At 70.9% G+C, this 21940-nt stretch carries 18 protein-coding genes; 3 read left to right on the forward strand and 15 right to left on the reverse strand.

Going from position 1 to position 21940, the window contains the following annotated elements:
• Positions 1-450: 450 nt before the first annotated feature.
• Complete coding sequence (locus tag BKE41_RS31230; RefSeq protein ID WP_139342574.1) at positions 451-1089, reverse strand: hypothetical protein; 639 nt, start codon at positions 1087-1089, stop codon at positions 451-453.
• 628 nt (positions 1090-1717) lie between these two features.
• Between BKE41_RS31230 and BKE41_RS17270 the strand changes: the two genes are divergently transcribed.
• From BKE41_RS17270 to BKE41_RS17280, 3 genes are all read left to right on the forward strand, one after another.
• Entirely contained in the window at positions 1718-3007 is a 1290-nt protein-coding gene (locus tag BKE41_RS17270) for a cystathionine gamma-synthase family protein (protein WP_070999892.1), read from the forward strand.
• Positions 3008-3282: 275 nt separating this feature from the next.
• A complete protein-coding gene (locus BKE41_RS17275; RefSeq protein ID WP_070999893.1) occupies positions 3283-4575 on the forward strand; it encodes a YjgN family protein in 1293 nt (430 codons plus the stop codon).
• A gap of 3 nt (positions 4576-4578) precedes the next feature.
• Positions 4579-5715, forward strand: a complete 1137-nt coding sequence (locus BKE41_RS17280) for a M48 family metallopeptidase (RefSeq protein ID WP_070999894.1) — start codon at positions 4579-4581, stop codon at positions 5713-5715.
• A 199-nt stretch (positions 5716-5914) separates the two neighbouring features.
• Here BKE41_RS17280 and BKE41_RS17285 read toward each other — a convergent pair whose 3' ends face one another.
• The 14 genes from BKE41_RS17285 to BKE41_RS17350 all read right to left on the reverse strand — a co-directional run bounded on the left by BKE41_RS17285 (position 5915) and on the right by BKE41_RS17350 (position 21868).
• Positions 5915-7954, reverse strand: a complete 2040-nt coding sequence (locus BKE41_RS17285) for a molybdopterin oxidoreductase family protein (RefSeq protein ID WP_070999895.1) — start codon at positions 7952-7954, stop codon at positions 5915-5917.
• A gap of 142 nt (positions 7955-8096) precedes the next feature.
• Positions 8097-8912 (reverse strand): M55 family metallopeptidase, encoded by an 816-nt coding sequence (locus tag BKE41_RS17290; protein ID WP_024829436.1) that lies wholly within the window; start codon positions 8910-8912, stop codon positions 8097-8099.
• Positions 8913-8915: 3 nt separating this feature from the next.
• On the reverse strand, positions 8916-9992 hold the full coding sequence (locus BKE41_RS17295) for a P1 family peptidase (protein WP_070999896.1): 1077 nt from the start codon (positions 9990-9992) through the stop codon (positions 8916-8918).
• Entirely contained in the window at positions 9989-10891 is a 903-nt protein-coding gene (gene gsiD / locus BKE41_RS17300) for a glutathione ABC transporter permease GsiD (protein WP_012320185.1), read from the reverse strand. The genes BKE41_RS17295 and gsiD overlap by 4 nt, the downstream gene beginning before the upstream one ends.
• 7 nt (positions 10892-10898) lie before the next feature.
• On the reverse strand, positions 10899-11819 hold the full coding sequence (gene gsiC, locus BKE41_RS17305) for a glutathione ABC transporter permease GsiC (protein WP_024829434.1): 921 nt from the start codon (positions 11817-11819) through the stop codon (positions 10899-10901).
• 106 nt (positions 11820-11925) lie between these two features.
• A complete protein-coding gene (gene gsiB / locus BKE41_RS17310) occupies positions 11926-13473 on the reverse strand; it encodes a glutathione ABC transporter substrate-binding protein GsiB (protein ID WP_245295800.1) in 1548 nt (515 codons plus the stop codon).
• A 31-nt stretch (positions 13474-13504) separates the two neighbouring features.
• Positions 13505-15418, reverse strand: a complete 1914-nt coding sequence (locus tag BKE41_RS17315) for a dipeptide ABC transporter ATP-binding protein (protein ID WP_024829432.1) — start codon at positions 15416-15418, stop codon at positions 13505-13507.
• An 8-nt stretch (positions 15419-15426) separates the two neighbouring features.
• A complete protein-coding gene (locus tag BKE41_RS17320; protein WP_070999898.1) occupies positions 15427-16404 on the reverse strand; it encodes an isoaspartyl peptidase/L-asparaginase in 978 nt (325 codons plus the stop codon).
• Positions 16401-17339 (reverse strand): MurR/RpiR family transcriptional regulator, encoded by a 939-nt coding sequence (locus BKE41_RS17325; RefSeq protein ID WP_043074080.1) that lies wholly within the window; start codon positions 17337-17339, stop codon positions 16401-16403. The genes BKE41_RS17320 and BKE41_RS17325 overlap by 4 nt, the downstream gene beginning before the upstream one ends.
• Positions 17340-17621: 282 nt before the next feature.
• Entirely contained in the window at positions 17622-18314 is a 693-nt protein-coding gene (locus tag BKE41_RS17330; RefSeq protein ID WP_024829429.1) for a GntR family transcriptional regulator, read from the reverse strand.
• An 85-nt stretch (positions 18315-18399) separates the two neighbouring features.
• A complete protein-coding gene (locus tag BKE41_RS17335; protein ID WP_070999899.1) occupies positions 18400-19164 on the reverse strand; it encodes a carboxymuconolactone decarboxylase family protein in 765 nt (254 codons plus the stop codon).
• The gene (locus BKE41_RS17340) at positions 19161-19550 is read right to left on the reverse strand and encodes a cupin domain-containing protein (RefSeq protein WP_070999900.1); all 390 of its coding nucleotides are present in this window, start codon (positions 19548-19550) and stop codon (positions 19161-19163) included. Before BKE41_RS17340 ends, BKE41_RS17335 begins: the two co-directional genes overlap by 4 nt.
• Positions 19551-19559: 9 nt before the next feature.
• Positions 19560-20465 (reverse strand): NAD(P)-dependent oxidoreductase, encoded by a 906-nt coding sequence (locus tag BKE41_RS17345; RefSeq protein WP_029358585.1) that lies wholly within the window; start codon positions 20463-20465, stop codon positions 19560-19562.
• Between the two features lie 26 nt (positions 20466-20491).
• The gene (locus tag BKE41_RS17350) at positions 20492-21868 is read right to left on the reverse strand and encodes an MFS transporter (RefSeq protein WP_051252238.1); all 1377 of its coding nucleotides are present in this window, start codon (positions 21866-21868) and stop codon (positions 20492-20494) included.
• Positions 21869-21940 lie beyond the last annotated feature (72 nt).

The raw sequence follows: 21940 nt of genomic DNA on the forward strand, positions 1-21940 counted from the left end.
GGGGCTGACGACCAGCGTCGAGAGCACGCCCATTGGCTGATGCGCGCCGAGCGTCGGGACCGCCTGCGATTAGGCGCTCCAGCCAGACCGGCGTAGGATGTCGCGATCACCAGCCGGTTCTCGAACCCGTGGGCGCTGGTGGCTGAGAGATACGTGTGCTCCCGCCTGCATGACGCGGAGCAGCCTCTTGGCAAACTCGTCCCCCAAAGCTCGACTGTCGGCTGGATACGATCAGTGGCTCCTGGAGACCTCGTTGCAGGCGATCCGACGCTCACGGACGTTGCTGGATCAGACGGAGCATCTCGTTCGTCGCCCCGACCCTCCGCCGTCGATCAATTGTTCCGAGCTCAGCGACGACGACGTGAATTCCCCGAATCCTGAAGGCGACGCCACGAGCAGCGTGACGCCTGCTCCTCGCGCTGAATAGAATTCGACGCTACCCGCCCGGGATCAAAGCGCACCAGCTTGTATCAGGCGAAGTTCGTCAAGAAATTTTGCACGGGTGTCTTCCAGGGCGGATAGACTATTCAACAGCTCCTCCAGCAATTCTTCGGCAAGATTGAGGCTGTGCCGCATGCCTCGGAATCGAGCAACCCGCTCTCGCTGTTGAGCGACGCGCCGCTCTCCTGCTTGGATATGTCGGCTCACCGCCCCCAGCCTTGTCAGCGCCCGATAGAGCTTGCTCTCGAAGGTGCCCTCTAGAAGCTGGCTGAGGCCGCAGATCAGCCTGTGATCTGAATGGGGCTTTCCGATGTTGAGGCAGTCTCGATATTCTTCCGGGATCTGCGATAGCGGATGGGCGCTCGCGAATATATAAGGTATTCCGGCCCAATCGAGGCGTTTGGCGATCGGATAGCTTCTCTTCCCGTCCTGAAGGTCGATGTCGAGAACGGCCGAGTCGATGCGATCGATACTCCGATCGAGCGATGACATGGCATGTTCGACGTTCGACCAGGGCCCCTCGATGGTTGCACCATGTGTGCGCAGGCAGTCTTTGACGTGTGCTGCGGCAAAATAATCATCTTCCACGACTAGAATATGGCGACCTATCAGCGCCTTTTGGTCGAAAAACATGGTCTTCTGCCGCACGGAAAGATCACATGCTCGCGTCTCTCGCGGTAAAATTCCATCACTTGGATCATACCTGATCGGGCAGCGACAACGTGACCGCGGGTGAAAGGACGGGGCTGAAGCGCGATAGGGGGTCAGCGGGTCGCTATCGAAGGTCGTGAAAGGCTGCGATGAGCCGCGGTCGCGAACTCATGGAGCTCGCGGCGAGGCCCGGACCGCCGCGAGCTCGACGCTTGCCGGGACGTTAGCGGGATCCTCGCTGAAGCGGGTGTCGACGGCACGGCATCCAGGCGCGGGCGATTCAGGAGGCGCCCGACCTGCCCCTCGGGCAGTATCTCGGCCCGGCAGCCTATCGGAACGAACTCCGCGACGCGGTCGAGAACCGGTCCGTGCTCCGGAACGTGTGCCGAACACTTTGAATGTAAATCATCGTGAAATTTAATATCACTCTGCAGACCAAGCAATCGGTCGGAACATTTCCAGATCGGCTCAAGACCGGAGTCGAGATTGATCGGGCTCGCGGGCACGCATTAAACTGCCCCTGCGCCCGTACGGGAAGATCGGCACGGCTGTGCCGTGCTCCCGCACCCGGAGCGCATCCGGGCTGTCCAGCTCCGCGCTGGCGTCCTGTCGGAGCGAGGTCAGCATGTCGGACGACCGCTACCACAAGAAGGAACTCGGCAACCGCCCGCTCCATCCCGAGACGCTGATGCTCGGCTACGGCTACGATCCGGCCCTGTCCGAGGGTGCGGTGAAGCCGCCGGTTTTCCTGACATCGACGTTCGTCTTCACCTCCGCCGAGCACGGCAAAGCCTTCTTCGACTACGTCTCCGGGCGGCGCGAACCGCCGGTCGGCGAGGCGGCGGGGCTGGTCTACTCGCGCTTCAATCATCCGAACAGCGAGATCGTCGAGGATCGGCTGGCCGTCTTCGAGGAAGCCGAGGCGGCGCTGGTCTTCTCCTCCGGCATGTCGGCGATCGCCACCACGATCCTGGCGTTCGCCCGGCCCGGCGACGCGATCCTGCACTCGCAGCCCCTCTACGGCGGCACCGAGACGCTGATCGCCAAGACCCTGGCCGGGTTCGGCATCGCGCCGCTCGGGTTCTCGGACGGGACCGACCCGGCGAGCGTGCGCGCCGCGGCCCACCGGGCGGCCGACGCGGGACGGGTCAGCGTCGTCATGGTCGAGACCCCCTCGAACCCGCTCAACACCCTCGTCGACCTCAGCCTTGTCCGCGCGGTCGCCGAGGAGATCGGTGCCCGGCAGGGCGGCGCGGCGCCGATGGTGGTCTGCGACAACACCCTGCTCGGGCCCCTCTTCCAGCACCCGCTGCGCGAAGGCGCCGACATCTCGGTCTACTCCCTGACCAAGTATGTCGGCGGCCACTCGGACCTGATCGCCGGCGCCGCCCTCGGCTCGGCGGCGCGGATGAAGCCGGTGCGGCTGCTGCGCTCGGCGATCGGGACCGGTCTCGACCCGCATTCCTGCTGGATGCTCGGGCGCTCGCTCGAGACCCTGTCGCTGCGCATGAGCGCCGCGAACCGCAACGGCGAGATCGTCGGCCGGATGCTGGCGGAGCACCCGAAGGTGGCGCGCCTTCACCATCTCGCGCATCTCGAGCCCGGATCGCATCAGGCGCAGGTCTACGCCAGGCAGTGCGCGGCACCGGGCTCGACATTCTCGTTCGACATCGTCGGCGGCGAGGCCGAGGCGTTCCAGGTCCTCAACCACCTCCAGTTGTTCAAGCTCGCCGTCAGCCTCGGCGGGACGGAGTCGCTCGCCAGCCACCCGGCCTCCACGACCCATTCCGGCGTGCCGAAGGCGGTGCGCGACCGGCTCGGGATCACGGACGCGACGATCCGGGTGTCGATCGGGATCGAGCACCCGGACGATCTCGTCGCCGATCTGGCCGCGGCCCTCGCTGTCCTGGGCTGACGGCGCTCAGGCCGTGGCGGTCGCGCCGGTTCTGCGCCGCCGTCGAGCCGCTCCGGCCGAGCGCGACGCCTCCCTCACCGGGCCGGCTCGGCCGCGACACCCTGCGATGACCGCCTCGAACCCGGAAGTCGCTCGTTAACGACGCCGCAGGTCTCGTGCGGTCGCCGCACGACAGTGCGGGGACGGAATTGAATTGCGTCCGCGCGGAACTGGTCACCGCGGGTCTCACTTCGTAGTGTCCCGCCGCGAAACGCGACGGGACGATCGACGAATCCATGGATCCCGCAACCGGCACCGAGTTCGACGCGCGGAGCGGCGCTCCGGCCACGCGCGTGGCCGCCGTAACCTTCGATCCGCGGGTCAAAGGACTCACGTGGCTCGCGTTGAAGGGCTTTCTGCTCTCGGTGGTGACCTTCGGCATCTACCGGTTCTGGTACGTCACCAATCTGCGCCGCTTCTTCTGGGAGCGCACCGCGCTCGACGGCTCGCCCGCCGAGTACACCGGAACCGGCAAGGAACTGTTTCTGGGCTTCCTCGTCGCGCTCGCGATCCTGGTGCCGATCTACGTCGCGCTGTTCGCGGTCTCGCTCGTCGCGCCCGCGCTCGCCCCGTTCTCGGTGGTGATTTCCTTCGTGTTCCTGTTCCTCCTGAGCCAGTTCGCGATCTACCGCGGACGCCGCTACCGGGCGATGCGGACCCTGTGGCGCGGCATACGCCTCGGACAGGACGGCTCCGGGCTCGCCTACGCGGCACGCGCGGGCGCTTGGTGGCTGCTCACACTCGTCACCGTCGGCCTGGCCGTCCCGTTCATGCGGGCGAGCCTGGAGCGCTACCGCATCGGTCACACCCTGGTCGGCACCAGCCGGATGCACTCGACGGCGCGGGGACGCAGCGTGCTCGGCCCCTGGCTTCTGCTCTACGTGGTGGGGCTCGGGCCGCTGATCGGGCTCGGCATCGCCCTCCTGGCGGCGGCGGATTTCTCGCTGCCCAGCGACCTGCTGGTGCCGAAGCCCGGCGGCAAGGCCGGCGAGACGATCCTCAATCCCGCTTACGCGGCCTCGCATATCGGCGTCCTCCTCCGGACGATGGGTTTCGCGGCCGCGATCTGCGTGCCCGCGGCGCTGCTTCTGATCCCCTATTACCGCGCCCGGGAGACGCGGGCCTTCATGGCCGCCGCCGGCCTCGGTCACGCCCGCCTCGCCTCGAGCCTCAAGGCGCGCCAATTCTACTGGCCCTACATCGTCTACATGCTGTCGCTTCTCGGCTTCCTCGTCGTGCTGGGCCTCGTCGCCGCGCTGCTGATCTTCGCCGCGCGGGCGGCGGGCGATCTCGGGATGCTCCACGGGCTCGTCGTCCTCATCTACCTCGTCGGCGCGCCGCTCTTCGCGGTGCTGTACGTGCGCGTGGTGCAGGCCCGGTTGTGGGCGGCGGTGGCGACGAGCACGAAGGTCGTGGATCCGCGAGCCCTGGACAGTGTCCTCGCCTCGTCCCGCGGCGCCGGCAGCGGCCTGCAGGAGGGTCTCGCCGACGCGCTCGACGTCGGGGGCGCCCTCCAGATCGGCTTCTGAGACTTGATCCGCCCTTCCGAAGCGACCGCCGGGGCGCCGATCGAGGTCGAAGGCCGCTACTTCGACGGCGTCAGCGCGCGGGCTCATCCCGTCACCCTGCGCCTCGACGACCGCTTCCGCGTCTCCGGGCCGGACGTCGCCCGGGACTGGAACCTGCTCGACCTGCGCGCCGCCGTCTCGGTGCCGCCGCTGATGCGGATCGGTCCGGCCGACGAGCCGGCCCGCGTGGAATTCTCGGACGCGACGCTCGCCGCGGCGCTCGCCGCGCGCTGCCCGGACCTGCACCTTCGGGAGGGTTCGGGCGGCACGGTGCGGCTCGTGCTCTGGTCTCTGGCGGCGGGTCTCTCGGTCCTGCTCGTGGCGGTCTTCGGCGTCCCGCAGATCGCCGGCCTGCTCGCCCCGCTCGTGCCGGACGCGGCCGAGTCGCGGCTCGGGGCGGTGGCGGAGCCGCAAGTCCTGCGCTTCCTCGGCGACCCGCCGGCCTGTGCGGAGCCCGCCGGGCGCGAGGCCCTCGACAAGCTCGTCGGTCGCCTCGTCGCGGCCGGGCAGGCTGAGGGCTCGCTGCCGCCGGCTCTCGCCGTGAGCGTGCGCCGGCACGGGATGGCCAACGCCTTCGCCCTGCCGGGCGCCCGCGTGATCGTGCTCTCGAGCCTCATCGCGCGGGCGCGATCGGCCGACGAGGCCGCGGCGGTTCTGGCGCACGAGCTCGGCCATGTCCGCAGACGCGATCCGACCCGCTCCCTCATCCGGGCATCGGGCACCTCGTTCCTCCTGAGCCTCGTCCTCGGGGATCTGACCGGCTCGACCATCATCATCGCGCTGGGCGACGCGGTGCTCTCGGCCGGCTACAGCCGCGACGCCGAGCGGGCGGCGGACGCCTTCGCGGTCGACCTGATGACGCGCGCGGGCGGCAACGGCGCGGCGCTCGCCGACATCCTCGAGCGCATCGCCAAGGACAAGCACGACGGCAAGAGCGACGTGCTGGACCTGCTGCGCAGCCATCCCTTCACGCGCGAGCGCGCGGCCGCGATCCGCGCCCAGGCGGGACCCGCGGCGCCCGAACGGCAGATCCTGTCGGGCGCCGCGTGGACCGCGCTCCAGGGCATCTGCGGGGCGGGGTCGACGAGGGCCGAGCCTTAGCCCGGCCCGCGGTCACGATCACCGCCCGCGGGCGGGAAAGCGCGGGCGCGGGAGAGCGCCGCCCGACCCCGTCGACCCCGACCGGCCGTGCGCCTGACCGGGATTCCGGGCAACGGATTGCTGTCGATTGTCCGTCCCCGGCTTCTGCGAGGGGGGCACCGGAAAAGGAGCGTGAGTTTCGACGGCCCGAGCGCCCGGCTCAGGCCGCTCGAACCCAGACCGCAGTGTCGTGGAAGGCGGCACCGTCGTTGGGCGCGGCCGGCGCCGACCCGATCAGCGTGTTGATGCCCCCGTCCCCGCCCGCGAAGGCCGCGCTCGGCCACAGGCTCTCGACCACCACGACGCCCGGCTGCTGCCCCTCGGCGAGCCGCGCGTGCAACCGGACCCGACCGCGGGCATTGCCGACCTCGACGGCGTCGCCCGTACCGATCCCGAGCCGCACGCCGTCCGCCGGGTGGATCAGGCAGGTCGGCCGCCCCTCGCGACGGAGCGACTCGGGCACGTTGGTGAAGGTCGCGTTGAGGAACTGACGGGCCGGCGGGGCGATCATCCGGAACGGGTGCTCCGCGTCGGCGGGCTCGGCCTCCGGCCAGTGATCCGGGAGGGCCGGCATGCCGGCCGCGCGCGGACCCAGCGCCGCCCAGTCGGGGGCGAAGCGGAAGCGCCCGTCGGGATGGCCGAACCCGGTCAGGAAGTGGCTCTCGGCGAAATCCGGCTGCGCGTCGATCCAGCCCTCCGCCTCCAGTCTGTCGAGACCGCCCCAGCCGGAGCGCGCGAGGGTGGCGTCGGCGAGGTCCCGGGCGGTCAGGCGGAAGCCCGCGTGGTCCGCGCCGAGCCGGGCGGCGAGCCCCGACAGGAGCGCGTGGTTCGAGCGGCACTCGCCCGGCGGCTCCAGGATCGCCGGCCCGGCCTGGATGTGGCTGTGGCCGCCGGCGCCGTAGATGTCGTCGTGTTCCAGGAAGGTGGTGGCCGGCAGCACGAGGTCGGCGAGCGCGGCCGTCTCGGTCATGAACTGCTCGTGCACGGCCACGAACACGTCCGGCCGCGTCAGCCCCGCGCGCACCCGGGCGCTGTCGGGCGCGGAGACCGCGGGATTGGCCGACTGGATCAGCATGGCGCGGACCGGCGGGCCGCCCAGCAGGGCGTCGGGATCGTCGGTGAGCACGGCGCCGATCCGGCTCATGTCGAGCTCGCGCACGCCGGGCGCCCTGGCGTCGAGCCCCTCCGTCAGGGTCTTGTCCCAGTTGAAGATCGCGGCGTGCTGCCAGAGGGCGCCGCCGCCCTCGTGCTGCCAGGCGCCGGTGACGGTCGGCAGGCAGGTCACCGCGTGCAGGTTCACCGCGCCGTTGCGGCTGCGGGTGAAGCCGAAGCCGCAGCGGATGTAGCTGCGCGGCGTGCGCCCGTAGAGGGCCGCGAAGGCCTCGATCGCGGCGGGCTCCAGGCCGGTGATCGCCGCCGCCCATTCGGGGGTGCGCGACGCCAGATGCGCCTCCAGCGCCGCCGTGTCCTCGGCCTGGGCGGCGAGGTAGGCCCGGTCCGCGTGGCCGTCGCGGAACAGGACGTGGAGCACCGCGCAGGCGAGCGCCCCGTCGGTGCCGGGCCGGAGCGCGAGGTGGAGGTCGGCCGCCGCCGCGGTCCCGGTGCGGTACGGATCGATCACCACCAGCTTGGCGCCCCGCGTCTTGCGGGCGCGGCTGATGTGGGTCATCGCGTTGACCTGGGTGCTCACCGGGTTGCCGCCCCAGACAACGATCAGGTCGGAGAGCGCCATCTCGCGGGGATCCGGGCCGGCGATCCGGCCGACCCCGGCGCTCCAGCCCGCGATCGCGACCGCCGTGCAGATGGTGCGCTTGCGCCGCGAGTAGCCCATCACGTGGGTGAGCCGGTGGATACCGTCGCGCTGGACGAGGCCCATGGTCCCGCCCGAATTGTACGGCCAGACCGCCTCCGCCCCCCAACGGTCCGCCGTCTCCGAGAAGGCCGCCGCCAGCCGGTCGAGCGCCGCGTCCCAGGAGATCCGGCGCCACGCCCCGCTGCCCTTCGGCCCGACGCGCTCCAGCGGGTGGAGGATCCGGTCCGGGTGGTGGACGCGCTCGCCGTAGCGGCTGACCTTCGCGCAGATCACCCTGGCCGTGTAGGGATTGTCGCCGCCCCGGACCGACACGACGCGCCCGTCCACGACCTGCACGTCGAGGCTGCAGGCAGAGGGACAATCGTGCGGGCAGACGGTCCGGACCAAGCGACGAACTCCCGTGGCGCCAGCATGGGGAAGCAAGGACCGTGCGGTTCTGGGCCTTCGGCCGGAAGACCGCAAGGCGCGCATGCCGCCGCCTCTCGGGCGACGCCGGGCGGATCGTCGCCGTCGCGCCGGCCGCGAGGGCTCAGCGCAGCGCGCTCGACATCGCCGAGAGGGCGTTGATCACCTGGACCGCCTCCGCGACGTGCGCCGCCGCGAACACGACCTCGCTGCCCTCCCCCCGCCGCAGGCTCGGCCACAGGCAGAACAGGTCCGCCAGGGCCGGTGTCTGCGCGCGCACGCGGACCTCCAGCGGACCCTCGAGGCGGAAGGGCCGCGCGCTCGACTCCCGGAGGGCCGCTGCGACGGCCTCGCCGATCGCCGCGCAGCTCTGCGCCGGCGAGAGGCTGATGCCGCTGTTCTGCCCCGTCGCGCGCTTGGTCTCGACGAAGCGCGTGCCCGGGAGCAGCGCGCGGTTCTCCGCGACGAACACGTCGTCGCCGCTCGCCATCGCCACAGGCACGCCGTAGGCGCCGGCCAGCGCGCCGTAGAGGCCGGCCTCGCCGAGTTCCTGGCCGTTGATCGCGATCCGCGCGAAGGCGAAGCTGTTGACCGTGTGAGCCAGGATGCCCCGGCCGCTCGCCCGCGCGTGGTAGCCGACGAGGCAGACCGCATCGATGTCCTGATCGATCCCGGCCATCATCCCGAGGGGCCGCGGCTTGCCCTGCACGGCCTGCGCCCTGGGGTCGAGGAGGTCCGGGGGCATGTTGCGGAAGTCGCCGTGCGAGTCGTTGACCAGCACCGCCCGCGCGCCGCCGTCGAAGGCGCCCGCGACGGCGGCATTGGCCTCCCGCGTCATCAGCACCCGCGCGCGCTCGTACTCGGGATTCCCCGGCGTCGTCTGGACGCGGTGATAGATCCCGGCGACGCCCTCGATATCCGTCGAGATCAGGACGCGCATCGCTCAGGCTCCGAGAATTTCGGCCCAGCCGGGCAGGAGATCCGTCAGCGCGTCCCGCCGGTGGCCGTCGCGGCCCGTCACCGCCTGGGCCCGCCAGAGGGCGTGGATGATCGCCTGCTCGACCCCGTCCGCGGCGGCCTCGAACAATGGATCGAGCTCCGCGTCGTGCAGCAGGGCGGGCGCCGGCATCGGGCGGGCGGGATCCTGCGGCACCGTGTAGGCGGTCGTGAAGGCCAGCGCGATGTCGCCGCTGCCGTGGCCGAACACCGAGCCGGTCCGGGCGAGGCCGGCCCCGGCCCGCAGGGCGAGGCGGCGGAGCTGGCGCGCGTCGAGGGGCGCGTCGGTGGCGACGATCATGATGATGGAGCCCTTCTCCGGCGGCTCCGCGCCGGATTCCGGTTCCCCGGCGGTCGCCCGGAGGTGGGCGGCGAGCGGCGTGCCGCACACCCGGATCTGGGACGGCTTGCCGAAATTGGACAGGACGAGGGTGCCCAGCGTGAACCGGCCGCGCGCGCGCGTGCGGACCCGACGCGAGGCGGTGCCGATGCCGCCCTTGAGGCCGAAGCTCGACATGCCGCGACCGGCCCCGACCGACCCTTCCGCGACGGCGGAACCGGCCGCGTCAAGGGCGTCGCGGTAGTGGCACGCCGACACCGCCATGCGCTGGATGTCGTTGAGGTAACCGTCGTTGCACTCGAACACGAGCGGGTTGAGCGTCGGCAGCGCGCGCCCGATCTCCGGATTGTCGGCGATCGCGGCGCGGATCTGGGCGGCGGCCACCGCCGGCACCGAGAAGGTGTTGGTCAGGGCGATCGGCGTCTCGAGCACGCCGAGCTCCTCGACCTGCATCAGGCCGACGGACTTGCCGAAGCCGTTGAGCACGACGCCGGCCGCCGGAACGCGGTCGCGGTAGGGATCGCCGCCGTGCGGGCGCACGACCGTCACCCCCGTCTGCACGTCGCCCTCGGCCAGCGTGCAATGGCCGACCGTCACGCCCGGGACGTCCGTGATGGCATCGCGCGGGCCCCGCGGCAGGCGGCCGACGCGGGGCGCCGGGCGCGGAGGGGCGGTCGGCGTCACAGGCGATCGATCTTCGGATCGAGGGCGTCCCGCAGGCCGTCCCCGAGGAGGTTGAAGGCCAGCACCGTGAAGAAGATCGCGAGGCTCGGGAACAGCGCGACGTGCGGCGCCGAGACCATGTCGGCGCGCGCCTCGTTCAGCATGGCGCCCCATTCGGGCGTCGGCGGCTGCGCGCCCATGCCGAGGAACGACAGGCTCGCGGCCGTGATGATCGAGGTGCCCAGCCGCATGGTGAAGTAGACCACGATGCCCGAGATCGTGCCCGGCAGGATGTGGCGCAGGAGGATCGTCCGGTCGGGGGCGCCGATGCTCCGCGCGGCCTCGATGTAGGTGCTGTTCTTCAGGACCAGGGTCGTGCCGCGCACGAGGCGCGCGAAGGCCGGGACGCTGAAGACCGAGACCGCCACGACGACGTTGACGAGCCCGGAGCCCAGGATGGCGACGACGCCGAGCGCCAGGAGGATGCCCGGGAAGGCGAACAGCACGTCGGACATGCGCATGACGATCCGGTCCCACCAGCCGCCGTAATAGCCCGCGAGGAGACCGAGCACGGTCCCGACGAGGCCGCCGACGGCGACCGACAGGAAGCCGGTCGCGAGGGAGATCCGCGCCCCCTCGACGATGCGGCTCAGGATGTCGCGCCCGAGGGGATCGACGCCGAGCCAGTGCGCGAGCGAGGGGCCCTCGTTGATCCGGTCGTAGTCGAAGTCGTTGACCGGGTCGTAGGGCACGATCCACGGGGCCAGCACGGCGACCACGACCAGCAGGCCGATGAAGCCCAGGGCAACGACGGCGACGCGCTGGCGCCGGAACTTGCGCCAGAATTCCGACCACGGCGTCCGGATGCCGGTGGGAACGGGCGCGACGGTGGGGGCGGCGGGGACGAGGATGTCGGTCACGGCCGGCTCACCTGTAGCGGATGGTCGGGTTGATGAGGCCGTAGAGCACGTCCACGATCAGGTTGATCAGGATGAACTCCAGGGAGAACAGCAGGACCAGGGCCTGGATCACCGGGTAGTCGCGCTGGTTCACGGCATCGACGAGCAGGCGGCCCATGCCGGGCCAGTTGAACACCGCCTCCACGACGATCGAGCCGCCGAGCAGGAAGCCGAACTGCAGGCCCATCATGGTCACGACCGGGATCAGGGCGTTGCGCAGGCAGTGCTTGGCGATGACGACGCGCTCCTTGAGCCCCTTGGCGCGCGCGGTGCGGACGAAATCCTCGCCGATGACCTCCACGAAGGCCGCGCGGGTGAAGCGGGCCATCACGGCGGCCACGGCCGCGCCCAGCGTCAGCGACGGCAGCACGTAGTGCCGCCACGTGTCGGCGCCGACGGTCGGCAGCCAGCCGAGCTCGACCGAGAAGATCTGCATCAGGAGGATGCCCAGCGCGAAGGCGGGGAACGAGATGCCGGACACGGCGAGCGTCATCCCGACCCGGTCGGGCCATTCGTTGCGGTAGACCGCCGAGACGATGCCGATGATCAGCCCGAAGGCGACCGCCCAGGCCATGCTGGTGAGCGTGAGCAGAAGGGTCGGCAGGAAGCGCTCGCCGATCTCGGTCGAGACCGGGCGGCGGGTGCGGATCGAGACGCCGAGATCGCCGCGGGCGAGGTTGGCGAAGTAGCGCACGAACTGTTCCGGCAGGGACCGGTCGAGGCCGAGTTCGGTGCGCACCAGCGCCACCGTCTGGGCGTCGGCATCCTGCCCGGCCGCCAGCCGCGCCGGATCGCCGGGCAGCAGGTGGACGAACAGGAAGACCAGCACCGAGACGATCAGCAGCGTCGGCAGCAGCCCGAGGAGCCGCTTGAGCAGGAAGGTCAGCATAGGCTCGCGCCCGCGATCCGGGATTTTCGTGAAACGATCGCGCGGGACCTCCGCGCCGGGACGGCCATCGTCCGGGCCGCCGGGCGCGGAGGTCCGCTGTCGGCGGCTACTGAGCGACGGCGATCGCGCCGGAATCGATGTTGCCGTCGGGCATGACGTACACGCCGGAGAGCCGCGCGGAGGTCGCGTAGAGGTTCTGCTCGGTGACCAGCGGCGCCCAGGGGGCGTCCTTCATGACGATCTCCTGGGCCTTGGCGTAGAGCTCGGCCCGCTCCGCGTCGTTGGTCGAGACCAGCGCCTTGGCGAGGAGGGCGTCGAACTCGGCGTTGCTGTAATAGGCGGTGTTGTTGAGCTTCGGCGGCCACGCCTCCGTCGCCAGCAGCGGCCGCAGGCCCCAATCGGCCTCGCCGGTCGAGGACGACCAGCCGGCATAGTAGAGGCGGACGCGGGCGGTCTTCGGATCGGGGGCGGTCTGCACCCACTCGGTGCGCTGGCCGGGCTCCAGCGCCAGGGTCTGCACCTTGATGCCGACCTGGCCGAGCTGCTGCTGGAGGAACTGGATCGCCTTCTGGGCCGTGGTGGTGGTGTAAGCGCTCCAGAGGGTCGCCTCGAAGCCGTTGGCGTAGCCGGCCTCCTTCAGGAGCTGGCGCGCCTTGGCCGGGTCGTAGGGCCAGGGATCCATCTTGTGGGCGTAGCGCACGCCCTGCGGGATGATGCCCTGGGCGGGGAAGGCGTAGCCCGAGAAGGCGACCTTGGCCAACGCCTCCTTGTTGATCGCGTAGTTGATCGCCTGGCGGACGCGCAGGTCGTCGAACGGCTTCTGCAGCACGTTCATGCTGAGATACCGCTCGATGATCGAGGCGTGGACCTCGATCTTCAGCTTCTTGCTGGCTTCGAGCATCTTGGCCTGCTCGTAGGGCAGCGGGAAGGCGAAGTCGGCCTCGCCGGTCTGCAGCATGGCGGCGCGGGTGCCGTTCTCGGGCACCGGCTTCCACGTGATGGTGTCGACCTTGGGCAAGCCGGCCTGCCAGTAATCGGCGAACTTCGCGCCCTTGACGTAGTCGGTCTGCTTCCAGTCGACGAAGGTGAACGGCCCGGTGCCGACCGGGTGGAAGGCGATGTCCTTGCCGTACTTCTTGAGGGCCGTGGGCGAGATGATCGCCGCCGAGGCGTGGGCCAGCGAGTTGATGAACGGCCCGAAGGGCTCCTTCAGGGTGATGCGCAGGCTCGTGGGCGAGAGCACCTCGATCGTCTTGATGCGGTTGAACTGGTTGTACCGCGCGAGGTGGTTCTCCGGGTCGAGGACGCGGTCGAGATTGGCCTTCACCGCAGCGGCGTCGAACGTCGTGCCGTCGTGGAATTTGACGCCCTCGCGCAGCTTGAACGTGTAGACCAGGCCGTCGGGCGAGGTCTCGTAGCCCTCGGCCAGGACGTTGCGGACCTTCAGGTCCTTGTCGAAGCCGAAGAGGCCCTCGTAGAACGACTTGGTGACGGCGGTCGTGAGCGTCGTGTTCGTGTTGTACGGGTCGAGAGTCTCGGGCTGGCCGCTGATCGCCAGGATCGGGTCGCCCGCCGCGGCGGCGGGCGCGGCCGCCACGGCGAGCAGGCCGGCGGCGAGGAGGAAGCGCTCGAACATGGTCAGACCTCGGGGCATGGGACGATCCTGCTGGCGGGGATAGGCAATGTCAGGCGGCGAGGCCGCCGACGGTGTGGCGGGCGACGAGATGGCCGGGGCCGATCTCGACGAGGGGCGCGACCTGCGGCTCGTCGCCGATGGCCCGGACCGGGCTCGGGATCTCGTCGGTCAGGAGCCGGCGGGCGCGCAGGTGCCGGCGGGCCGGGTCGGCGACCGGCACTGCCGCCATCAGCTTGCGGGTGTAGGGGTGCTGCGGGTTCTCGAAGATCGCCCGGCGCGGGCCGATCTCGACGATCTGGCCGAGATACATCACCGCCACCCGGTGGCTGATCCGCTCGACCACCGCCATGTCGTGGCTGATGAACAGGTAGGCGAGGCCGAACTCCCGCTGGAGGTCGAGCATCAGGTTCACGATCTGCGCCTGGATGGAGACGTCGAGGGCCGAGACCGCCTCGTCGGCGACGATGACCTTCGGGTTCAGGGCGAGGGCCCGGGCGATGGCGATGCGCTGCCGCTGCCCGCCCGAGAACTCGTGCGGGTAGCGCTGCGCCTGGTCGGGCGTCAGCCCGACGCGCTCGAGCAGCCACGCCACCCGCGCCTCCGCCTCCCGGCGCGTCGCGATCCCGTGGACCAGCAGCGGCTCCATGATCGAGAAGCCCACGGTTAGGCGGGGATCGAGGGACGCGTACGGGTCTTGGAAGATGAACTGGATGTTGCGCCGCAGGCCGCGGAGCTGCCCGGGAGGCAGGTCGCGGACGTTGCCGCCGTCGAACTCGATCAGGCCGCTCTCGCTCTCCACGAGGCGCAGGAGCGAGCGGCCCGTCGTGGACTTGCCGCAACCGGATTCGCCGACGAGGGCCAGGGTCTCGCCGGGATGGAGATCGAAGCTGACCCGCTCCACCGCGTGGACGCGGCGGCGCACGCGGTTGAGCAGGCCGCCGCGGATGTCGAACCGGGTGACGAGGTCGCGCACACGCAGGATCGGACCGGCGCCGGCGCGGACTGTGTCGTGGGGCGCGTCGACCGCGGCGGCCGCCCCCTGCCCTGCCGTCTGTTCCCGGGCCCCGGCCCGCAGCAGGTCGAACTTCCGCGGCAGGTCGCTGCCCGCCATCGCGCCGAGCCGGGGCACGGCCGCGAGCAGCGCCCGGGTGTAGGCATGGCGCGGCGCGGCGAAGAGCGCGGGCGCCGCCCCCTCCTCGACCTTGTCGCCGCGGTACATGACCAGCACGCGGTCGGCGATCTCGGCCACGACCCCCATGTCGTGGGTGATGAAGACGACGCCCATCTTCATCTCGGCCTGGAGGCTGCGGATCAGTTCGAGGATCTGGGCCTGGATCGTGACGTCGAGGGCCGTGGTCGGCTCGTCGGCGATGAGCAGCTGCGGCTTGCAGGACAGGGCCATGGCGATCATCACGCGCTGGCGCATGCCGCCGGAGAGCTGGTGCGGGTAGCGCGTGAGGACATTGCGCGCCTCGGGGATGCGCACGAGGTCGAGCATCCGCAGGGCCTCGGCCCGGGCGGCGGAGGCGCTCTTTCCCTGATGGACGCGGATCGATTCCGCGATCTGGTCACCGGCGGTGAAGACCGGGTTCAGGGAGGTCATCGGCTCCTGGAAGATCATCGCGATATCGGCGCCGCGGATCGCCCGCATCTTGGCGTTCGGGGCGGCGGCGAGGTCGAGGACCTCGCCCGAGCCGCGCCGGAACAGCATCTGCCCGGCCGCGATCCGGCCGCCGCCGTGCTCCACGAGGCGCATCAGGCTCAGCGAGGTCACGGACTTGCCCGACCCGGACTCGCCGACGATCGCCAGGGTCTCGCCGGCATCGACGTGGAACGACAGGTCGCGGACCGCCTCCACGACCCGCTCGGAGGTCGCGAAGCGGACGGTGAGGCCGCTGACGGAGACGACCCGCCCGTCGGGCATCGCGGTGGGAGAGCCGGTTCCGGCTGCGATGGTCGGCATGGCGGATCTCAGCGCGCGGGAGCCGGGACGCGGCGGGATTCGCCGAAGATCGCGGTGGTTGGCACCTCGCCGGGGCGGACGACACCGCGATACATGCCCTCGGTGTTGAACGGCATCGCGACCCGGCCGCGCGCGTCGACGGCGATCAATCCGCCGCGGCCCCCGACCGCCGGGAGAGCATCCTCGACCACCGCCCGAGCCGCCGCCGCGAGGTCCTGGCCCCCGTAGGCCATGCGCGCGCAGACATCGTGCGCCGCCGCGACGCGGATGAAGGCTTCCCCCGTGCCGGTGCAGGAGATTGCGGCGGTCCGGTCGTCCGCGTAGGTGCCCGCGCCGATCAGCGGCGAGTCGCCGATCCGGCCGGGACGCTTGTTGGTCATGCCGCCGGTCGAGGTCAGGGCGGCGAGATGGCCGTCCCGGTCGAGGGCGACGGCGCCCACCGTGCCGAACTTGCGGGTCTCGTCGAGGGGGCCCGACGCCGCGTCGTGGTCGAGGGCCACCTGCCCGGCGGCCCGGGCCCGGCGGAGCTGGTCGCGGCGGGCTTCCGTCGAGAAGAAGTCCGGCTCGACCATCTCCAGGCCGTGCTGCCGCGCGAAGGCCTCGGCGCCGGCCCCGGCCATCAGGACGTGCTCGCCCGCCTCCATCACCGCGCGGGCCGCGCGGCCGGGCCGGCGGACCCGCGCGACGCCCGCGACGGCGCCGGCCCGCAGGGTGGCACCGTCCATGATCGCGGCGTCGAGCTCGTGGGTCTCGGCGCTGGTGAAGACGGCGCCGTGGCCGGCGTTGAAGAGCGGGCACTCCTCGAGGAGGTCGACGGCGACACCCACGGCGTCGAGGGCGCTGCCGCCGGCGGCGAGGCAGGCCGCTCCGGCCGCCAGGATGTCGGCGAGGGCCGCGTGATAGCGCGCCTCGCCGGGATCGGCTTGGCCCGACGCGATCGTCCCGGCGCCGCCGTGGATCACGAGAACGGGGCGGTGGTCGCTCATGGAACGGTTCCCGGAGGCGGGGTGTCGGGCAGGTCGTCGGCTCCGCCCTGCGGCGGCCAGGCGGCGTAGTCGCGGTCGAGCCAGGGCAGCACCGCTTCCGTCACCCGCGTCGCGGCCGGGACGAGATCCACGGTCGCGTGGGCGAAGGCGCTCGCGAGGGCCTCGACGAGGGCCGTCAGGCTGGCATCCGAGGCCGCGAAGTAGTGGCAGTCCGTCTGGGCGTAGAGCGCGAGGGTGGCGGTCGCCACGAGGGGCGAGTGCGGGCCGTCGGTCAGCGCCAGCACCGCGGCGCCGTGCTTCCGGGCGATCTCGGCCAGCCGCACCGTGTCGGCGAAGTAGCGCGGGGTGGCGAGGGCGATGACGAGGTCGTCGGCCGTCAGCCGGCGCAGGGTCCGCGCGGCGAAGCCCGGTCCCTCCAGCGTCGCCAGCAGGTGCACGTCCTCGCGGTTCACGTCGAGGTTGCGCGCGAGGATGCCGGCCGGCCAGCTGCTGCTGCCCAGGCCCACGACGTAGACCCGCCGGGCCTGCCGGATCGCCTCGACCGCGCGCCCGCACGTCTCGCCGTCGAGCCCGCGCCGCGTCGCCTCGATGTTGCGGACGATGTCGGCCAGGGCCCCGTCGAGGATGCCGGACACGGTCGCGGGCTCTTCCCGGCCACCGCGCAGCTTCTCGACCGGGGCGAGCGCCTTCTCGTAGCCCAGGACGAGGGCCGCGCGGAACTTCGCGTAGCCCGCGTAGCCGACGGCGCGGGCGAACCGGTTGGCGGTGGCGACGGAGACGCCGACGAGATCCGCCAGCTCATTCACCGGGAGCGTCGCGGCGCGGAGCGGGTGATCGAGCACGAAGCGGGCAACCTGCCGATGGGCGGCGCTGAGGGACGGGTACGCCTGCGCGATGCGCTGGGCGACAGATGCTTCCCCAGGTTGCAGTGCCACGGCGCCAGGCCCGATCGAAAATTCTCAACTGAGCCGAGATTGAGAAACTTTTAGATCATTTGCAAGCCGAGACCTGCCGCCTCCGGTGGCATCCCCTGCACAAATCATCGCGTTCCATGGGTCGCCGGGAGGCGCATCGGCGGCGAAGGCGCGCTGCGGCGCGCCCCGCCGCCTCTCCCCGGCCTGGCGGCATGGCTGGTCGGCCATCGCCGGCGACTGGCACCGGATCCTGTCAGCGGGTCGGCCGAAGGACGGGCGGGCTCGCGGCCGAGGGGCTTCGGCTCAGCTCACCGCGTCGAGCGGCGTCTGCGCGGTCCGAGACGCGAGCTGCTTCAGGGCGACCGCGCACGCGTTGGTGACGTGGAGGCGGGCCAGCTGCTCCGCCTGCGCGGCGTCCCGCTTCTGGAAAGCGGCCACGAGGGCGTCGATCTCGGCGAGGCTGTGCGGCAGCCGCTCCGGATGCATCAGGGATGTCGCCCGCAGCAGGTTGATCCGGGAGTAGAAGCCGCGGAGGATCTCGCGGACGAGATCGTTGCCGCAATGGCTGAGCATGACGTCGTACAGGATGCCCTTGGCGCGCAGGACGCGGTCCGTGTCGCCGCTGCCGGCGGCCTCGCGCAGATCCGCCGCGGCCCGCCCGAACTGCAGGATGGCGGCATCCGCGGCCTGCGTGGCGAATTCGTGCGCCGCGTAGCCCTCGAGGACGGCGCGCAGTGCGTAGAGCTGACGCGCCTCCTCCACCGAGATCGAGGCCACGACCGGGCCGCGATGCGGCACCGTGTGGACGAGCTTCTCGGCCTCGAGCCGGCGCAGGGCCTCGCGCACGGAGGCGCGGCTGACGCCGAGCCCCTCGCACAATTCGCGCTCGATCAGCCGCTCGCCGGGGGCGTAGACGCCCGAGGTGATCGCCTCGCGGACGGCGTCCTCGACCTTGCGACGGAGCGTGTCCGGCTGGATGGCGCTGATCTTGTTCATCGCTGGGTGTTCGGGGATCGCGGCTGGGCCGCACGGGTGACATGGCGCGGCCTCGGGTGGCAAGGCATGCCCCGCAGCGCGCCCGTCAGCCCCGGCCCCGAGCCTCCAGCTCGTCCCGCAGGATCGGCGCGGCCAGTTCCGCGCCGTGCATGCCGATGAGGCTGACGATCTCCAGAACCTCCATGATCTCCTCCTTGGTCGCGCCGTAGCCGAGGGCGTTCTTCATGTGCATCTTCAGTCCCGGAACGTAGAGATGGGTCGCCGCGGCGTCGAAGGCGCAGTAGATGAACTCCTTCATCTTCGGCGTGAGGACGCCGTGGCGCCAGGGCCAGGCCGAGAAATCGAGATAACCTTCGAACAGGTCCGGATCGAGTTCGAGAAGACCATCCCAGAAGCTGTGCCAGTAGCCCCGGTCGCGGGTGAAGTCGGATTTCAGCTGCTCCTGGCGCGGCGTCAGCGGCTCGGGGCCGCTCCGCTGGCCGGCCTCCTCCAGCACCTCCAGCAGCAGCGGCACGCCGATGTTGCAGGCGTGGATGCCGAGCGTCGCCGTGAGCGCGAGCACCTCCGTGATCTCGTCGGCCGTCGCACCCGCATCGAGGGCGTTGCGGATCTGGCGGCGGGTTCCGGGCGCGTAGAGATGGGTCGCGGCCGTCGCGGCCGAGAGCGCGATCAGGGCGCGGTCCTTGGCGCCGAGATGGTTCTTGCGCACCGGGACCGTCGCCAGCCGCGCCCAGGCGTCGAGGAAGCCCGGGGCCAGCTCGGCCAGAGCCGCCTGCTCGGGATCCCAGTAGCCGAGCTCGCCCTTTACGGTGTGCCGGAGGCTCTCCGGGTTCGGAGCGGTCCCGGTCATGCCGTGGCTCCGGCGTAATCGGCCTCGACCACCTCGTCCTGCCAGTCGGTCTTCCCGAGCGAGATCGCCGTATGGAGCAGGTAGCTGTCGGCGGCCGCGCCGTGCCAGTGCCGCTCGTCCGCGGGGATCCAGACGGTGTCGCCCGCCCGGATCGGCTGCGCCTGCTGGCCCGCGACGCAGATCCAGCCCTTGCCGGCGGTCACCTGCAGGATCTGGCCCTGCGCGTGCGCGTGCCAGAAGGTCCGCGCGCCGGGCGTGAAGAAGACGTTGTTGATCATCACGCCGCCCATCGACGGCATCACCGGATCGGCCCAGACCTGCCCGGTGAAGGTCGGCCCGCGGCTCTCGGATCTCGCGCTGTTCTCGCGACCGTGGAAGATCTGCATCGTATCCTCTCAGTTCTCGTGTCGGTTGCCGTGGAGCCGGACGCCGCCGGAGACGTCGCCGATGGCGTCGACGACGCGGTTGGAGATGACGTCGCCGTAGCCGAGCGCCGTGGCGAGCCCGAAGCTCGCCATCGGGCCCGACGCGTTCAGGGAGGCGACGCCGAGCTCGTGCAGGAGGTCGGTGTAGAGGACGACGTCCTTGGTCATCAGCTTGCCGGTCAGGCCGCCTTCCAGGTAGTCGCCGTCCACGATCTTCGGGAAACGGTTCAGCGTCGCGAAGTTGACGCCGCTGGAGGCGTTCAGCACCTCCAGGAGCCGGTGCAGGTCGAGCCCGGCCTTCCGGCCCGCCACCATGACCTCCGCGGTGGCGGCGAGGCTGACCGCGTTCAGGAAGTTGTTGAGCAGCTTGGTCGTGTGGCCGGCGCCGGAGCCGCCCATCACGACGACCTTCCGGGCGATCGGCGCGAAGACCCAGCCCAGCCGGTCGATCACGGCCGGATCGCCGCCGACCATCAGGGTCAGCGTCCCTTTCTCGGCGGCCGCGGCGCCGCCGGAGATGCCCGCGTCGACGTAGGCGACGCCGCGCTCGGCCAGCGCCGCGGCGATGCGGCGCGTCGAGCTGGCCGAGGCCGTGCTGAGGTCGACGACGATCTGCCCGTGCCGGCAGCCCGCGAGGACGCCGCCCTTGCCGAGCACGACGCGCTCGACCACCTTGCTGTCGGGCAGGGACATCAGGACCACGTCCGCCGCCTCGACGACCGCGGCGATCGAGGCCGCTTCCGTCGCGCCCCAGCGCGCCGCGGCCTCCGGGTCGGTGTCGAAGCCGACGACGTCGATCTCCGCCCCGGTCAGGCGGCGCGTCATGCGGCCGCCCATGTTGCCGAGCCCGATGAAGCCGATCCGGTTCCCGTTCATGCTGCAACCTCCGCGCGGCGTCCGTCTCAGTGCCCGGTGCCGAAATCGACGTCCCTGGTCTCCGGCCCGATGAGCGCGCCCACGGTGCCGATCAGCCCGCCGACGATCAGCAGGGCCACGGGCGTCAGCGCGAGCGGCATCAGCGCGCTCAGCCAGTCCATGTAGAAGGCGTAGAAGGACGGGATCACCACCGAGAGGCTGAAGCCGATGCCGAAGCCGGTGGCGCGGACATCCGTGGCGAAGCGCTCGTTGATGTAGGTGACGATGACGCCCCAGGGCGAGGTCACGATCACCGCCAGGAGGCTGACCAGCAGCACGCGGGTGCCGAAGGCCATCCCGGGCGTGACGGTCAGCGTGTAGAGGATGTACGCGCCGACGGTCGCGATCAGCGGGCCGACGACCAGGAAGAAGCGCCGGCGGCCGATGAGCTGTCCCAGCAGTCCGGAGCCGATGTAGCTGAAGAACAGGATCGTGTAGCAGATCATCAGCGTCGCGGTCAGCGCGAAGCCGTCGAGGTGCAGGGTCTTCACCAGCAGACCGGTCGGCATGTAGATCGTGATGATGTTCTGCGTCGTCCAGAAGCCGGTCATCAGAAGCAGGACCTGCAGGAGATCGCGCCCGCCCTTCCCGGAAAGCAGGCCCGCCATGGGTGATGTCTCGGCCTGGACCGCGCCGCCGGCCGCCTCCTTCTTCCAGACCTCCGATTCCGAGACCTTGTGGACGTAGTAGAGGGCGAGCAGGCCGGCGAGCGCCGCGCCGACGATGAAGGGGATGCGCCAGCCCCAGACCGTGTAGGGCGATCCCGGCCCGTCCAGCGGGAACAGGTAGAACATCAGCATCGTGATGAGGTTGATGCTGACATAGGCGGCCGGGAAGCCCGCGATGATCAGGCCGCCGACGAAGCCGCGCTTGTCCTTCTTCGAGTACTCGATGGCGAGCGGCATCGCCCCGGTGTAGCCGCCGCCGAGGAAGATCCCGTCGAGGAAGCGCAGCAGGACCAGCAGGATGTACGAGGCGAGGCCGAGTGTCTCGTAGCCCGGCAGCAGCCCGATCAGCAGCGTGATCACGCCGAAGCCCGCCACCGAGTAGATCGACGCGGCGCGGCGCCCGACCTTGTCGGCGATCAGCCCGAAGATCAGCGCGCCGATCGGGCGGCCGAGCAGCGTGGTGATGAACACCAGCGACGCCAGCACCGTCTCCATCTGGGGTGACAGGTTCTTCGGCTGGAACATGAACATCACCGGCGCCAGCGCGACCACCGGCAGGTAGATGTCGAACATGTCGATGTATTCGGAGAAGAACGCGCCGCGGATGGCGCTCCTACGCTTCTCCTCGATCGACTGGGACGAGGCCGGGCGCGCGCCCGCTGCGTCCGTTGCCAAGGCCGCCGACGTGACCGACATGGCGTCTCCCTCCCTGTTGTACTGCCGCGCAACTTTTTTGACTGCGTCGGAGCGTGGGCGCGGGCGCCGAGC

Origin of the sequence: Methylobacterium sp. C1 (assembly GCF_001854385.1) — a bacterium.
Lineage (GTDB): Bacteria > Pseudomonadota > Alphaproteobacteria > Rhizobiales > Beijerinckiaceae > Methylobacterium > Methylobacterium radiotolerans.

Bases quoted from the DNA above. Each gene is read 5' to 3' on its own strand.
- BKE41_RS17270 (WP_070999892.1), top strand. From the start codon at position 1,718: ATGTCGGACGACCGCTACCACAAGAAGGAACTCGGCAACCGCCCGCTC.
- BKE41_RS17275 (WP_070999893.1), top strand. From the start codon at position 3,283: ATGGATCCCGCAACCGGCACCGAGTTCGACGCGCGGAGCGGCGCTCCG.
- BKE41_RS17290 (WP_024829436.1), bottom strand. From the start codon at position 8,912: ATGCGCGTCCTGATCTCGACGGATATCGAGGGCGTCGCCGGGATCTAT.
- gsiC (WP_024829434.1), bottom strand. From the start codon at position 11,819: ATGCTGACCTTCCTGCTCAAGCGGCTCCTCGGGCTGCTGCCGACGCTG.
- gsiB (WP_245295800.1), bottom strand. From the start codon at position 13,473: ATGCCCCGAGGTCTGACCATGTTCGAGCGCTTCCTCCTCGCCGCCGGC.
- BKE41_RS17315 (WP_024829432.1), bottom strand. From the start codon at position 15,418: ATGCCGACCATCGCAGCCGGAACCGGCTCTCCCACCGCGATGCCCGAC.
- BKE41_RS17320 (WP_070999898.1), bottom strand. From the start codon at position 16,404: ATGAGCGACCACCGCCCCGTTCTCGTGATCCACGGCGGCGCCGGGACG.
- BKE41_RS17330 (WP_024829429.1), bottom strand. From the start codon at position 18,314: ATGAACAAGATCAGCGCCATCCAGCCGGACACGCTCCGTCGCAAGGTC.
- BKE41_RS17335 (WP_070999899.1), bottom strand. From the start codon at position 19,164: ATGACCGGGACCGCTCCGAACCCGGAGAGCCTCCGGCACACCGTAAAG.
- BKE41_RS17340 (WP_070999900.1), bottom strand. From the start codon at position 19,550: ATGCAGATCTTCCACGGTCGCGAGAACAGCGCGAGATCCGAGAGCCGC.
- BKE41_RS17345 (WP_029358585.1), bottom strand. From the start codon at position 20,465: ATGAACGGGAACCGGATCGGCTTCATCGGGCTCGGCAACATGGGCGGC.
- BKE41_RS17350 (WP_051252238.1), bottom strand. From the start codon at position 21,868: ATGTCGGTCACGTCGGCGGCCTTGGCAACGGACGCAGCGGGCGCGCGC.